16 protein-coding genes are annotated in these 15,233 nt (G+C 36.8%); 12 read left to right on the top strand and 4 right to left on the bottom strand.

Going from position 1 to position 15,233, the window contains the following annotated elements:
- Window positions 1-53: 53 nt before the first annotated feature.
- The 8 genes from flgG (at window position 54) to ACT5E3_RS17850 (ending at window position 8,944) form a co-directional block, all read left to right on the top strand.
- Window positions 54-842 (top strand): flagellar basal-body rod protein FlgG, encoded by a 789-nt coding sequence (gene flgG, locus ACT5E3_RS17885; RefSeq protein WP_444994909.1) that lies wholly within the window; start codon window positions 54-56, stop codon window positions 840-842.
- 13 nt (window positions 843-855) lie between these two features.
- A complete protein-coding gene (gene flgH / locus ACT5E3_RS17880; RefSeq protein ID WP_444994908.1) occupies window positions 856-1,572 on the top strand; it encodes a flagellar basal body L-ring protein FlgH in 717 nt (238 codons plus the stop codon).
- Between the two features lie 27 nt (window positions 1,573-1,599).
- Window positions 1,600-2,697 carry a flagellar basal body P-ring protein FlgI gene (locus ACT5E3_RS17875; RefSeq protein WP_444994907.1) on the top strand — a complete coding sequence of 366 codons (1,098 nt, stop codon included), beginning with the start codon at window positions 1,600-1,602 and terminating at the stop codon, window positions 2,695-2,697.
- Entirely contained in the window at window positions 2,697-3,779 is a 1,083-nt protein-coding gene (gene flgJ / locus ACT5E3_RS17870) for a flagellar assembly peptidoglycan hydrolase FlgJ (RefSeq protein WP_444994906.1), read from the top strand. Before ACT5E3_RS17875 ends, flgJ begins: the two co-directional genes overlap by 1 nt.
- 31 nt (window positions 3,780-3,810) lie before the next feature.
- On the top strand, window positions 3,811-5,799 hold the full coding sequence (gene flgK / locus ACT5E3_RS17865; protein ID WP_444994905.1) for a flagellar hook-associated protein FlgK: 1,989 nt from the start codon (window positions 3,811-3,813) through the stop codon (window positions 5,797-5,799).
- A gap of 14 nt (window positions 5,800-5,813) precedes the next feature.
- Entirely contained in the window at window positions 5,814-7,028 is a 1,215-nt protein-coding gene (gene flgL, locus ACT5E3_RS17860; RefSeq protein WP_444994904.1) for a flagellar hook-associated protein FlgL, read from the top strand.
- A gap of 96 nt (window positions 7,029-7,124) precedes the next feature.
- The gene (locus ACT5E3_RS17855; RefSeq protein ID WP_444994903.1) at window positions 7,125-7,838 is read left to right on the top strand and encodes a hypothetical protein; all 714 of its coding nucleotides are present in this window, start codon (window positions 7,125-7,127) and stop codon (window positions 7,836-7,838) included.
- 395 nt (window positions 7,839-8,233) lie between these two features.
- On the top strand, window positions 8,234-8,944 hold the full coding sequence (locus tag ACT5E3_RS17850; RefSeq protein ID WP_444994902.1) for a DUF6445 family protein: 711 nt from the start codon (window positions 8,234-8,236) through the stop codon (window positions 8,942-8,944).
- A 107-nt stretch (window positions 8,945-9,051) separates the two neighbouring features.
- On the opposite strand, the gene ACT5E3_RS17845 is transcribed toward ACT5E3_RS17850, so the two are convergent.
- Window positions 9,052-11,157 carry a BspA family leucine-rich repeat surface protein gene (locus tag ACT5E3_RS17845; protein ID WP_444994901.1) on the bottom strand — a complete coding sequence of 702 codons (2,106 nt, stop codon included), beginning with the start codon at window positions 11,155-11,157 and terminating at the stop codon, window positions 9,052-9,054.
- Window positions 11,158-11,641: 484 nt separating this feature from the next.
- Between ACT5E3_RS17845 and ACT5E3_RS17840 the strand changes: the two genes are divergently transcribed.
- Genes ACT5E3_RS17840 through yfbR form a run of 4 tightly spaced genes read left to right on the top strand, consistent with a single transcriptional unit; the run spans window position 11,642 to window position 13,887 of the window.
- Window positions 11,642-12,106 (top strand): hypothetical protein, encoded by a 465-nt coding sequence (locus ACT5E3_RS17840; RefSeq protein WP_444994900.1) that lies wholly within the window; start codon window positions 11,642-11,644, stop codon window positions 12,104-12,106.
- A complete protein-coding gene (locus ACT5E3_RS17835; protein WP_444994899.1) occupies window positions 12,103-12,396 on the top strand; it encodes a hypothetical protein in 294 nt (97 codons plus the stop codon). The genes ACT5E3_RS17840 and ACT5E3_RS17835 overlap by 4 nt, the downstream gene beginning before the upstream one ends.
- Window positions 12,397-12,439: 43 nt before the next feature.
- Window positions 12,440-13,240: a hypothetical protein gene (locus ACT5E3_RS17830; RefSeq protein WP_444994898.1), complete on the top strand. Its 801-nt coding sequence runs from the start codon at window positions 12,440-12,442 to the stop codon at window positions 13,238-13,240.
- Window positions 13,237-13,887 carry a 5'-deoxynucleotidase gene (gene yfbR, locus ACT5E3_RS17825; RefSeq protein ID WP_444994897.1) on the top strand — a complete coding sequence of 217 codons (651 nt, stop codon included), beginning with the start codon at window positions 13,237-13,239 and terminating at the stop codon, window positions 13,885-13,887. The genes ACT5E3_RS17830 and yfbR overlap by 4 nt, the downstream gene beginning before the upstream one ends.
- 124 nt (window positions 13,888-14,011) lie before the next feature.
- On the opposite strand, the gene ACT5E3_RS17820 is transcribed toward yfbR, so the two are convergent.
- From ACT5E3_RS17820 to fliS, 3 genes are read right to left on the bottom strand one after another with little or no spacing between them, the layout of a single operon-like run.
- A complete protein-coding gene (locus ACT5E3_RS17820; protein WP_444994896.1) occupies window positions 14,012-14,476 on the bottom strand; it encodes a GNAT family N-acetyltransferase in 465 nt (154 codons plus the stop codon).
- Window positions 14,477-14,806, bottom strand: a complete 330-nt coding sequence (locus ACT5E3_RS17815) for a hypothetical protein (RefSeq protein WP_444994895.1) — start codon at window positions 14,804-14,806, stop codon at window positions 14,477-14,479.
- A 21-nt stretch (window positions 14,807-14,827) separates the two neighbouring features.
- Complete coding sequence (gene fliS / locus ACT5E3_RS17810) at window positions 14,828-15,226, bottom strand: flagellar export chaperone FliS (RefSeq protein WP_444994894.1); 399 nt, start codon at window positions 15,224-15,226, stop codon at window positions 14,828-14,830.
- Between the last annotated feature and the right edge of the window lie 7 nt (window positions 15,227-15,233).

The raw sequence follows: 15,233 nt of genomic DNA, 5'->3' as shown, positions 1-15,233 counted from the left end.
GTTGATCGAATATTTATTCGATAGTTTATAAGTAATTTTTAGAGGTAATCACTATGCATCCGGCACTATGGATATCAAAAACAGGTCTTGAAGCTCAAACTAAAGACTTAGCTGTTATTTCAAATAATCTGGCTAATGCTGGAACTGTCGGATTTAAAAAGTCGCGCGTTGCTTTTGAAGATTTATTTTATCAAAATTTACGTCAGCCAGGTGCAGAGTCATCACAAGAAACCAGACTGCCAGCAGGTTTGCAACTAGGTACTGGTGTTAAAGTTGTTGCTACCCAAAAAATTCATACACAAGGTAACTTTCAAACTTCAGAAAATCAATTGGATATGGCAATCCAAGGCAGTGGTTTTTTTCAAATATTATTACCCGATGGTACAACTGGTTATACCCGAGCGGGTAACTTTACTTTAGATGAAAATGGGCAAGTTGTTACCCAAGGAAGCGGCTATGTTTTGCAGCCTGTGATTACTGTCCCACAAACAGCAACCAGTTTGGATGTTTCAATTGATGGCACAATCAGTGCACAAGAGCCTGGACAAGCAGCACCAACCAATTTAGGCACATTGCAATTAGCAGATTTCATTAACCCATCGGGGTTACAGCCAATTGGTGAAAATCTTTATTTAGAAACCGGAAGCAGCGGAGCTCCTGTTATTGGTACGCCGGGTTTAGATGGTTTGGGGGCATTGCGAGGGGGACAGTTAGAAACCTCAAATGTTTCAACCGTTGAAGAGTTAGTCGCCATGATTGAAACCCAGCGTACTTATGAAACTAATGCCAAAGTGCTTTCTGCGGTTGATCAAATGCTTCAATTTATTAATCAAACGCTTTAGTGGAGTGAATATTATGGCGTTGAATACACAGAATAATCAGATGAAATTAAAAGTGATGATGAGCATTGTTGTTGTTTCAGTTTTGTCAGCTTGTACAACTATTTATCAAGATGCCAGCATGGATGATCCTAATTGGGCGCCTGCTTATCCTAAGGTACGTGATACCAGTCAAAGTAATCCCGGTGCTATTTTTAATCCGGGATCTGCTCAAATGCTTTTTCAAGATAAAAAAGCATTGCGAGTTGGCGATATTATTACCATTGTTTTAACTGAAAACACTAATGCAAGTAAAAAGGCTGACACTGAGTTGGCGAAAGATTCGACCACAACACTTGCAGCTCCTTCAATGTTTGGCAATATACTTTCTGTTGGTGGCGGTATGCCTGACTTAAGTGTTACCAGTGGAGCTCAATCTCGCAGTTTTTCTGCTGAAACCGATAGCGCACAAAGTAATCGTTTACAAGGAACGATTACAGTTACTGTTCATCAAGTTTATCCTAACGGTAATCTTGTTGTTAAAGGTGAAAAATGGATTTCATTAAATCAGGGCAGTGAATTTATTCGAGTCGCGGGTATTATCAGACCGGAAGATATTGATAAAGATAATCAAATATTATCTACACGTATTGCCAATGCCAGAATATCTTATGGTGGTAAAGGTGTGTTAGCTGAAGCAAATGAACCGGGTTGGTTAAGTCGATTTTTTAATTCGGGTTGGTGGCCTTTTTAGGTCTGTAACATTAAGGATTTTAATATAATGAAGTCATTAAAAATATTCGTAGTAATTATCCTAAGTGTTTGGACACAGTGGACTTTTGCTGAAAGATTGAAAGATATAACCAGTGTGCAAGGGGTTAGGGAGAATCAGTTAATTGGTTATGGTTTAGTCGTTGGTTTAGATGGCACGGGCGAGAAAACAAAATATACGGAGCAAACGTTTAGAACCATGTTAGCTCGTTTTGGCATTAATGTTCCGCAAGGTAGTCAATTAAAACTAAAGAATTCAGCTGCGGTTGCTGTTCATGCTACATTGCCTGCGTTTGCTAAAGCAGGTCAAACGATTGATATTACTGTGAGTAGTTTAGGTGAAGCCAAAAGTTTACGTGGTGGAACATTATTAATGACACCACTAAGAGGGGCTAATGGTAAAACTTATGCAATAGCGCAAGGAAATTTGGTTGTCGGTGGCTTTGGCGCATTAGGTTCTGATGGCTCTAAAATTAGTGTGAACCACCAAACTGTTGGCCGTATTCCTAATGGCGCTAGTGTTGAACAAACGGTTTCAACTAACTTTTTATCTAATGACTTTTTAGTTTTTAATTTAAATAAACCTGATTTTACCACTGCTGTAAGAGTGGCTAAAGCGATAAACTTGTTGGTAGGAAGTCAGACGGCTAAACCAATTGATCAAACATCTATTCAGGTGAATGCACCAAGAGATCCTGCGCAAAGAATTAATTACCTTTCTGTATTAGAAAATATTGATGTGAAGCCTGCTGAATCAATAGGGCGTATTGTGGTTAACTCAAGAACAGGCACTATTGTAATTGGTAAGCATGTGAACTTGAAAGAAGCAGCTGTTGCACATGGTAATTTAATTGTGAAAATAAAAGAAAACCAAGATGTTAGCCAAGCAGAACCTTTAGCTCTGCAAGGTGAAACTGTAACCACCCAAGATAGCCAACTTGATATAGAACAAGAAAATAACCGTATGTTTCATTTTAAACCTGGTGCTACGTTACAACAATTAGTTGAAGCGGTTAATTCTGTTGGTGCAGCTCCGGGTGATGTAATGGCTATTTTAGAAGCATTAAAACAGGCCGGAGCGATTAGTGGTGAGCTAGTTGTAATCTAATGTCAGAATTATTATCAGCCAAATTCATATCACCTGCGCTTGATCAAGCAAGTATTTATAGTGATCTTAACTCTTTAGATAACATTCGTCGTCAAGGCTTAACCGATGAACAGGGGGCGATTAAAAAAGCGGCTAAAGAGTTTGAAGCTTTTTTTATGAATATGATGCTTAAGTCAATGCGTCAAGCGAGTGCTGTGATTGGTGAAGACTCTCCTTTTTCAAGCCAGCAAGAAAAGATGTTTATAGGAATGTTGGATGAGCAAATGTCGGTTAACTTATCACAAGATGGGCATTTTGGGATCGCTGAAATGATGATTGCTCAGCTTTCACAAAAAAATAGTGATACTGAAAAGCCATCTAAATTCCCTGAAAGAGCGGCTGTCTCAAGAATAGACAATGCACATGTTGTTAAAGGCACAAAACCACTAACTTATTCATCTCGTGATGCGCTTGTGTCAGTAGAAAAAGCGATAGAAAAAAATACCGTAGCAATAAATTCAATTAAAAATAAACAGCTAGACGTTAAAAAGTACGAGCAAGCTGTTAATGCAAAAGTGATGGTTGAACAGCCTAAACTACAACCAGAAAAAAAAGCCGTGTTTAAAAATATTAAAGAGTTTGTGTCTACATTATTGCCTTATGCCAAAAAAGCGGCACAAAAATTATCGGTCGACCCAAAGTTGTTAATAGCCCAAGCAGCATTAGAAACTGGTTGGGGTAAGTTTATTATGCATGATGGTGAAGGCAAACCAGGACATAATTTATTTGGGATTAAAGCGAGTAACCGTTGGCAAGGTGAAAAAATTAATATAGATACATTGGAAGTTGATAATCAGGCTTTTAAAAAAGTGAATGCCTCTTTTAGAAAATATAATAGTTTTGCTGAGTCTTTTGATGATTATGTTGATTTTGTTACACAAAACCCACGTTATCAAAAAGCGGTTGAAGCAGCAGAAAATGCAAATGAATATATAAATGAGTTGCAAAATTCCGGGTATGCTACTGATCCTGATTATGCAGAAAAAATATTACGTATATTCGATGATAAGAAATTCTTTGAATTTAATGAAGCAACAGAATGAGTTTTGAACTAAGTGCAACTGGAAGACGATTATGAGCATATTCGATATCAGCATTTCAGGATTATTAACCAACCAGGCATCTATTGCGACAACCTCGCATAATATTGCTAATGCTAATGTAGAGGGGTATTCTCGCCAACGTGTCGATCAGGCTTCACGATTACCACAATTTATTGGTGGGAATTATTTGGGAACCGGTGTAGAAGCTGGAAATATACGCCGCATTTTTATTCAATCGCAACAGTTAGAGTTACAATCAACAACATCCGACTTTAATAACTATGAAAGTTTTTTAACACAAGCTAAGCGTGTTGATGGTTTATTGGCTGACAGTGAAAATGGAATTAACAACGCAATTCAAAAGTTTTTTACTGCACTTCAAGGGGTTGCAAATGATCCTGCCTCTATTCCTGCTAGGCAAGTGTTGCTGAGTGAATCACAAATGATGGTTGCCCGTTTTGATTTGGTGCATTCACAGTTAGAGTCACAAACATCAGAAATTAATGGCAGTATTGATTCGGTGACTAAAGAAATAACAACACTTTCACAATCAATTGCTAATTTAAATAATCAAATTGCTGGTTCTCCGGGGAATTTTCCGCCTGATTTGTTAGATCAACGGGATGCTCAGATAACTCGCTTAAGTGAATTGATTTCAGTGCAAACATTAGAACAGACAGATGGTAGTCTTAATGTATTTATCGGTACAGGACAGTCTCTTGTTGTCGGCAGTTTAGCCAATAGTCTGGTGTCTGATGCTGATCCACTTGATCCAAAAAGTCGACGAATAAGTATTGCGGCAGGCTCATCAAGTATCGATATTACACGGAATCTTAAAGGTGGTGAGTTAGGTGGTTTGTTAGATTCTGTTAATCAAATTGTTGAACCTGCTTTTCAAACGCTAGGGCGAGTTGCTATGGGAATTTCTAGCCACTTTAATGCGCAGCACCAACTCGGAATGGATTTAAATAATGAAATTGGCGGTAATTTTTTTACCGATATTAATACGGCTTCATTAGAGACATCTCGGGTTGTTGCTTCAACGGCAAATACGGGAAATGCGGCACTGAGTATAACTGTTGATGATCCTGCATTATTAAAAGATACGAATTATCAACTTTATTTAAGCGCGGGGAATTATCAACTGATTGATCAAAATACGAATGCAACTATTGCCACTTTTGCACCGCCTGGTGTTGTTCCCGATACGGTACAAATTTTATCAGAAGGTATTACGATCAACTTTTTATCGGGTGCTGCTAACAATGCCGATACATTTGAAATACAAACCACTCGTAATTTTGCAAGAGATATAGATGTATTGGTTTCTAGTGCCGAGCAAATTGCTGCTGCATCACCTTTAAGGGGTGAACAAGCTATTTCAAATATTGGTTCTGGTAATATTAAATCACTATCAGTGACTGATACCACCACTGCTCAGTTCACAACAACACCAGGAAATTTAGCGCCTCCTATTCGAATTGAGTTTGATGCGACGCCAGGTGAATTTTCAATCTATGATATGAGTAGCGGTTCACCTGTATTGTTAGTTGGTGGTGTTACAGGTTTTGTCGCCAATCAAGAAAATAATATGCTGGCATTAGCAGGTGCACCCTATAATACCTATGGTTATGAAGTGACTATGCAAGGTTCACCCCAGGCCGGCGATAGTTTTGATATTAATTATAACAATAACGGAAGTGGTAATAATGATAATATTTCTCTATTAGGTGATCTACAATATGTTTCAACACTTGATAATGGGAATTCAAATTTTCAGCAAGCATTCGGTCGAATTATTAGTAGTGTTGGCGTAAAAACTCAATCAGCACAAATTAAAAGAGATGCTTCGGAGAGCTTGCTTTTTCAAGCTAAAGAGAGAAAAGCCAGCGTGTCGGGAGTTAACTTAGATGAAGAAGCGGCCAACTTAATTAAATTTCAACAAGCCTATGAAGCTTCAGCCCAAGTAATTAGTGTTGCACGGACTTTATTTCAGACTGTGCTAGATTCTGTTCGTTAACCAGGCGAATAAATATGAGAATATCGACAGCTCAAATGACAAATTCAGGGGTAAGAGAGATGCTCTTACGCCAAGCTGAAGTTCAATATACTCAGCTCCAATTGGCCACGCAAAAGCGAGTGCTAAAACCTTCAGATGATCCAGTTGCTGCAACTTCAATTAGCTTTTTGCAAACTGAAATTTCTCAATTAGAACAGTTTAATGTTAATGGCAACATGGCTAAAGCAAGTAATGAACTTGAAGAAGGGGTTTTAGCCAGTACAACAGATATACTATTTCGTATCCGTAGCTTAATGGTAAATTTGGGAAACGGTACTTATGGTAGTGATGAGTTAAACAGTATTTCTGTAGAAATGAAAGAACGTTTATCTGAGTTGATAGGGCTGGCTAACACGCAAAATGCCAATGGTGATTATTTGTTTTCTGGCAGTAAAGTTAAAGTTGAACCTTTTACTAAAGATACCGCCGGAAATATTGTTTATAATGGAGATCAAAACCAACGTATGTTGCGAGTAAGTAGTGGCGTTGTTGAACCTATTTCAGATCCTGGGTTTGATGTTTTTATGGATATTAAAAACGGTAATGGAAAATTTTTCACTTCATCGAATGCTGCTAATACCGGCACTGGTATTATCTCTACCGGAAGTTACCAAGCCCCACCCAATTTTTTAGCTGAGCCTTATACTGTTACTTTTGGTACTGATATAAATGGTAATACAACTTATACGGTAACTGGCGATACTTCTGGCACAACTGTTGTACCTGCAACTGTTTGGCAAGATGGAACGGCTATTACTTTTAATGGTGTTTCAACGGCAATAACAGGAGAGCCAGTTGCTGGCGATGTATTTAATATCGCTCCAAGTAGCTCACAAGATCTTTTTTCTAGTGTACAAACAACGCTTGATGCCGTTAACGCCTTTAATGATACTCCAGCTGGTAGAGCACTATTAACCAATACCATTAATAGCATGCAAGAGACATTAGATCGACATATGCAAAACATTGATGTGGTCAGAGGAAAGGTAGGCAGTCGATTGAATGCAATTGCATCAGAAAATAATAGTAACCTTGCTTTACTGGTAACAAGTAAATCTGCCTTGTCAGATGTACAAGATTTAGATGTTGTTGAAGCATCTACTCGTTTTTCTCAGCAGTTAGTCGTGTTAGAAGCTGCCCAAGCATCGTTTGTAAGAGTTCAAGGTTTGAACTTATTTAATTTCTTATAAACAAAAACTTCCCGTAAAAAGTAGTGGCTTATAAATAATGGTTAAGATATTTCGCTGTGCTATTATTTTATTATTAGTAAATCTAAGGAAAGAAACATGAAAAAATATATATGGTTATCACTTGTTGTTATCGTTTTTTTAGGGGAACAGTGTTTTGCCAGCGATCTAAGTTTAATTCGACTACTTGATAAAGAAAAAAGTACTGAACAAAGAATGCTAGAAAAGAAAGAAACTGATTCTTTCTTTTTGCATCCCAAGCTTGGTGTTGGCGATGATGTCTTAAGACCTTCTCTGACGTTTTCTAGCAGTAAAGAGTTAAATATAAAAAACTTAGAAGTGATGTTTGAGTTTACTGCAAATACTGGGCTCAAATTAGAAGAGGCAGAAGAGCTTGTTAAAACTTTTGTTGTTGATGGTGGAGATATTAATTTTAATTTTAGCTTAATGTATAAACCAATTACCGATTTTGTTTTTGAACTTGGTTACTATTATGCTTTAATTACAACCGATGAATTGTCGCTTGAAAAAACGGTTGCAGGTGTAGATTCTGAAGTGAGCGGCTTGCAAGCAAAGTTACTTTATAGCTTTAATGGCATAGCGATAAAATATGATTTTAAAGATTACAAAGCGACTAGTAATGGTAGTAATACAGCCTTTAATCAGTTGCTTGATAATGAACAAGCTTCTGTTTTTGGCGTCACTATTCCGTTTAAACAAGATGCCAAAGATTTTTTGCTAAAGTTTGAACGAGCAAAATCCAGTTCGGTTAAAGATAGTACTTTTAGAGTGGCGATTGAAACACAGTTTTGATAGGGTATTAATCATTTCAATGGAACAAAAATTGTACTATTGAGATTGTAATGTTTTAAAGATATTACTCAATATATTGTTAACTCCCTGAATCAAAATAGTGAGGTGGCTCATCTGTGCTTCCTAAGTTTAGAGAAAAATAGGGTAGGTGCTTTTATATTTATCTAATATTTTTCCTTCATAGTTCTTAGCCGCAGGCGCAAAGAAAATAGTCGGCATTGCACACACTGTCTTTATTACCATAGGGGGAGGCTGCTAAGTAAACTAGTAAAGTCAAGTCGGTATGTCCCAATCTTTCTATCCTAATCTTTCTGGGATGGAGCAACAGGTTGACATACTTTTAATCGTTTTTGTGTTATAAACGCTAAACCTGCATCATTGCTTAAGGTTATCCCATGTTTTCTCCAATGCCAGACATTAGTCTTTTGCCTGATGTACCTATCAATGTACCTTCACTTTCTTTTGAGCCGCTTGAGCAAGGGAGCAATTATTGGATTAAAGATGATTTTTTCCCTGTTGCTAAAGCTAAACAAATTGCTAATCGATGCTTTAATCATAAAAAGTGGAAGCTTGGATATCCTTATACAAAAGAAAAGTGGCCCGGAATGCGAGTAAATAAAGCATTAAAAATAGAAGAGCTTAACTTGGTTGAAAATTGGGTTAAAGTGATGATTGGTAGAGAAAATATTTGGGTTGAAAAATTACCGGGAAAATCACAAGTGAGTTCTAATACGGCGCAGTTAGTTGGAAAAAATGAAAGTGGTGCGTTGCCACATACTGATAGTCGAACTCTCTCTCGTTATGCGGCGCTAATTTATTTAAATTTAAACCCCAGTGTTAATTCGGGAACCTCCTTTTATCGGTTAAGATATCCAAATGGTGCGGCTGGTGGCAATATGGTTTGTAATCCTTATGATAATTTGAGTGATGCTTTGAAAGTACAAACACTTCCACCAGAAGCCTGGTATGAAGATCTTCGAATAGAAAATCGGTTTAACCGGATTATTTTGTATAAATCGAATTTGGTGCATAGTGCTAGTGGATATTTTGGTGAAAGCAAACGGGATAAACGGCTAACGGCAGTGTTCTTTTGGATGTGTGATTGAAAACAACAAATAGATTTTTTAAAATTTAATTACACAAAAGATAGTTACTTGATATTAATTACTGGATTGGTTGCCAGCAATTTTGCTACTGGCAACCATGTGGAGGTTTATTTTTCTTTAGTTGGCACAACGCCACTGTCTCTAATTGTCCAATTAAAGGTGTTGGTGAGTATGTCTCTTGCCGCTTGAGATGAAGGAGAGTATTGACTTCTCTGTACATCAATTGAAATGTTTTTTTGAACATTTTGCTTACTCCACCCTAACAGCAAGTGATCATAGTTAGCGGTTGAAAGTGTGGTTGGTGCACCAAACATACCGGTCATATCGGTTACCGAAGAGACATTCCAATCGCCCAGTGGTTGATTAAAACCGCGAGCATAAGCAAACATACTGTTCATATTGGTGACCGAAGAAACGTCCCACTTGTCCAAAGGTTGATTAAACTTGTTGGTACGATAAAACATTCTCTTCATATTGGTGACTTTGGACACATCCCAATTATTAAGGGGGTGGTTATAGTAGGTGTCTCTAAATAACTCTTCCATATTGGTGACCGCTGATACATTCCAGCTATTGATATTTTGACTAAAACCTCTCGAACTTTTAAACATATAGCTGATATCGGTTACTTTCGACATATTCCAGTTGCCAATAGGTTGGTTAAAACGTTTATTTTCTTTGAACATTTTACTCATATTAGTCACTGAGGAGACATCCCAGTTGCCAATGGGGTGATTAAAGTTATAAGCGTAAATGAACATCGCACTCATGTCGGTGACTGAAGAAACATTCCACTGTCCAATGGGTTGGTTAAAAGCAAAGGTAGATGCAAACATGCCACTCATATTAGTTACCGAAGAAACGTCCCAATGACTAATATCTTGATTGAAAAGTTGAGAACCACTAAACATGCCACTCATATCGGTTACTTTAGAAACATCCCAGCGGCCAATATCTTGATCAAACTCACCAAGAAATAGACTTTTCATTTCAGTATTAGTGATACTTAATTCGTTAGTATACTTATGGCCACTAAACATATAACTCATATTAGTGACATTAGAGACATTCCAGTTACTAATATCTTGATTAAAAGCACTAGCGCCACTAAACATGGCTTTCATATTGGTGACATTAGAGACATCCCAGTTACCAATTTCCTGATTAAATGCACTAGCGCCATTAAACATCAAACTCATATCCGTTACTAATGATAAATCTGGTGTGTCAGTTGCGTTAATCACAACATTTTTACAACCTGCAAATGCTTGTTTCATGGAACGCCATTGATTATTTCCCCATTGTTCGACAGAGAGTAACTTTTCAGGATCATTACCGGTTGCATTAAAATAGATTTGTGGAAAATCGCCAGTGATTTTAATCGTGTAGGTACCTGCTGATGGATAGGTGTGGGTGATATTTCCCTTTACGTTTTCATCACTTGAGCCGTCACCCCAATCAATATGATAGTCGTAACCTGAATTCTGAGTACTTATCATAATTTGGTTATCATTCGTTGTCCCGGGATTATCAGTTTTCCAACGAGTGATAAAAGGTATTTCAGGAACCGTCACAGTGATACTGATGATTGCATCACTGCTACCGCTATTATTGGTTGCTGTTACTGTATGTATTGTTTCTGACTGTTGGCTGGTTGGGGTGCCACTGATTTCACAGGTTGTACTATCGGCCGAAACGGTCACCTGTAATCCTGCAGGTAAGGTATCTGCTGAACAATTCGTTAATGAGCCTCCACCGGTATTAACAAAACTCAAAGTAGAGATCGCTTCATTGATCATGTAGTTTTGCGGATCGGTATTGGTTAACTTTGGCGGCAGTAATTTGGCTGGGTTAACCGTAATGCTAATGGTAGCGCTGCTAGTGCCGCTGGGGTTTGTTGCGGTAATAGTATGCGTGGTTGCCTCTTGTTCTTGAGTCGGTGTACCACTGATTTCACAGGTTGTTTTGTCTGCTGAAACCGCTACTTGCAATCCCACCGGAAAAGTGTCTGCGGTGCAGCTTATCAATGAATCCCCCGCTTGATTAATCAAAGCTAAAGGCGTTATAGGCTCATTGACGTTATAGGTTTGTGGATTAGCACCTGATAAATAGGGCGGATATTTGTTTCCATCACAAGCAGTAATTTGTATGACGACAACAACTAATAATAATGTCATAAACGTGGATGAAAATCGTGAAAATAGAGATTTCATAGTTGCGATTCCTTGTCTTTTTATAATGAGTTTATTTAGACTTTATTTCAATAAAATGAAAAATAAACAAGAACAGCTGACGCTTATTATGGCGATTGATTTTTAAGCGATTAATGATAGTAGCTATCCCGGCTCTAATTAAGTTCTAATAAGATGACTGCAACAGAAATAGTAAGAAAATAAAATATGAATGTAAATCATAATTTTATTTTCTTATAAAAATATCACAGATTTGAATGGTTTTAGAAAACACCATGGTTCCTGTTCAAAAGGTTTTTAACTCAGATTTTATTATTCTGTTTGTCGCAGGAATATAGTGATAAGGTGGAAATGTCGGTTTTAGTTTTGCTTTTTAAGTGCATAAGTTGATTAATGACTTATCATTTGAACTGGGGTATCATTTCTTTGTGGATTTAAATTTGATTTAAAGTAGCTGTTGACTGGTCTTGGACAAGCGAAGTTGTAGAACATAAAAGGATATCTTTTGGAGCAATTTAAAACATTAGAAGATCTTAGAGATTATGTTAAAAGTCTAAGTTCATTTTATGCGAGGCCAACTGAAGTGGACGCTCATCCAACATTATATGTCGGTAATACCAATAATGGTGTAATTCAAGGAATAAGGAAAAGAGATTATTTATTTTCTTCCGATGAAAAGTGGGTTTTGCCTCATGAACAAATGGGCTTATCTTTTTCTGCTCACTGGCAGCATTTAAAGCGAATATATAGGTTGAAACAAAAAGTTACAGCAGGAAAGCCAATAGATGTTTATTGGGTTCTTGAAAAGGTCGATGTACCTTCTGGTTTAGCATTTGTTCCTGACGTAAAAGATAAAAAACACTATTTACTCATTGTAACAACACGAATGGGGGTTGACGAATTGGTTAGAAAGCTAACTTGGGTTGCAGATCGTATGTCAGTTATCAGGAGTGTAAAGAAAGTATTGTGATTGAATATAAATATCCAGAAGAAAAAGAAATTACTCTGCATTATGCCAGATTACTCAATGATTCAGAAGTTGAAGCTATTCTTATTAGAGGTTATGTCAAAAATAGTAGTGAAGCATTGCGGTTAAAAGATTTTTATTGGGTTATGGTTGAACAATCAGTAAAAGATCAAGGTGAAGGTGTTGATATACTAATGAATGAAGGTATCGAAAGTTGGATGGAGTACATCTTTCATTCATTTAATGGTTATTTGGTGAGTAGTGGATATGAAACTGAATGGGATGTTGAATGAAAGGCTATATTTTCCATTGCTACCTGAATATTGAGGTACAAAAATGAGTTTAAGAAAAATGCCAATGTGGGCTTCTTGTCCAGCTTGTTATGAAAAACGAAATAAGCCATATAAAGATGATGGTTTGTCAATTCGCATGAATATCCGCCCATTTCTGACTGGGATAGGTTTTGCGGATGAACTTAGTTATGAAGATGTACCATGTACAAATGGGCACCAAATTAAAATTTTTCTAACAAATCAGAAGTTTGAAGTTCTTTTTCAAGGTGGTACTTTTGCTATTTTTGATGGTTATTATAGAGAAGCCGTGGCATCGTTTTCATCGGCATTAGAATGCTTATATTTATTTGCGATTGAGTTGATCCTTTATAAGAAAGGTATAGATAGAGAGCAAATAGAAAAAACGCTTAAAGCCATAAGTCTTTCTGAAAGACGGTTGGGGGCTTTTCTTGCTCTCTACCTAATTGAAGCTGGAGTTAAATTAAGTACTTTGGAGAACGAAAAAGTAAGAAGCGGATATAATAAAGATGCAAAGAAGTTTAGGAATGATGTGATTCATAATGGAAAGATTCCGACAAAACAACAAACTTTAGAATATGGTAATATTGTATTAAGGCATATAAGAGAGGTTTGTGGATGGTTTAATATTTCTGAGTATCAGAGCATTACCGAGGAGATATTGGAACTTAAGATAGAAAAAGATTGTTCAGAAAATAAGACAAAAGGTAAACTCGTGAATACAATAGTATCCGTTGGTGGGAGTAATAATGATACTCTAGAAACTATTGTGGAAAATATTGATAAGCAAAGTATATTTTTTAATGATAAAGAGAATAGTCATTGACCCAAGGTAAATGTACACAAAAACAAAGCCACTTTTTCGCTTACATCAGCAAAATTCGCTGGATTATTCGATGGGGGTTAAAGCGTAATGCCATTCCTGAGAATGTGATGGAGCACAGCTGGGAGGTGTCTACTATTGCTCATGCATTGGCTCTGATTAGTAACAAACGATTTGGTGGGCAGTATGATGCTAATCAGGTGGCAACCACTGCTCTATACCATGATGTTTCAGAAGTCATCACCGGGGATATGCCAACACCAATTAAGTACCATTCACCAGGCATGCAAAAGGCATTTAAAGAAGTAGAAGTTCAAGCTGAGCGAGAATTAATAGGTCTTTTACCCGAAGATTTAAAAGAAGACTTTATTCCATTAATGGTTTCTTCAGAAATACCCTCTGATATTTTACGCATAATTAAAGGTGCTGACACAATAGCGGCTTTTCTTAAATGTCAGGAAGAATTAAAAGCTGGAAATGGTGAGTTTTCTAAAGCAGCAGAAGATATTGCCGCAAGGTTAGCTCATTTTGATATGCCTGAGGTTAATGTGTTCTTAGATGTTTTTGCGCCAAGTTATAAACTGACATTAGATGAGTTATTAAATGGTAATGAAAAGGTGAGAAAACTACCACTTCAACACAAAAAGTAGTAGTGGATTTTCCTTTGCTTTGGCAAATATCTACCATCAACAGTGAGTTAATTTTAAATTTTTTTTGTGCTCCAAATTACCACACAATTTAAAAGGAGATAAAGTCTATAAAACTGATAACTACTTATAACACTTTTCGTGCGGTCATAGAGCTTTCAATAAATCCTATCGACTGCCAAAAGTTTTTTGCTAGTTGATTGTTAGCTGTATAAGAACATTCAACATGACTAATGTTGATCTCTTTAAAGCAAGTTAATATTTCGTTTACTAATGATTTACCGACCGTAGATTTTCTGTATTTTTCATCTACCCAAAGTAGTTGAATCAGACCTTTTATTTGTGATTTTAAAAAACCATTGTCATTGATAATACTACAAGCCATTATAAAGCCGATAGGTTGTTGATTAACTTCTGCAACCAAAAATAGGCAATTGGGGTTTTGCATTTCTTTGGTTAACCATTGAGTTAACTTTTCAGATAAGTCGTCACTCACTGGTAAAACTCCATCATCTTCATGTTGATGAAGCTTTATTGTCCAATTAACAATTAATTTGAGATCTTGTTGAACTGCTTGTCGAATTTCAGACATTTAGTTAGTGGCTAAATTTTTTTCATTAGTTTGATATTCATTAAGTGCTGTTTGTACATTTTTTAAGTTTAAACTGTTTCGAATTGAGGTTTGTTTTTCTTTATTAATTGCCGCAAGAACTTTGTCATCTGTTTGTGTTATTCTATCTTTGAGTAAGTTGAGATCGATCAAATTAGTCGTTTGCAGGTTTATATCGGAGTGTTCAAAAAAGTCTTCGAGTAGTTGATGACGGGTTGCGGTATGTTTTGCTAAAGACTCCCAGTTTGAACTGCTGGCAGATTCTAATATAACTGCATTGATATTATTAATTTTATTGATGAATGCTTTCATTGATTACCACCTTTTTTATTTTTATCCAAGCTCTTCAAGAGCTTGTTCTCTAATACCATCCCACGCTTCTTTTATTTGTTGCATAATGTTGAGCACATCATTCAGCTTTTCTTCACTATTATGAATATTAGCATCGACTAAAGTGACAGTGCAATAATCGTAGAGAGCATCTAGGTTAGTTGCAATTTCACCGCCTTTCTCATGATCCAGGCTGCCTCTTAATCCGCCAATAATGGAAATTGCCCAGCTGATATGTTGACCTTTTTCGGCAATTTTTTTATTGGTCATAAAAAATTTAGCTCGATTAATTTTTTCTATCGCGCCGTCAATTAGCATTTGAATGAGACGATGGGGATCCGCGTTTTCTACGCCAGTTGTCGCACTCATTGATGTATAAGCAGATGCTCCAGTTAAACCCATTGTTTTC

Source organism: Aliikangiella litoralis, from assembly GCF_052495765.1.
The sequence above is the reverse complement of the archived record's forward strand: the minus strand, read 5'-3'. Positions and strand labels throughout refer to the sequence as shown.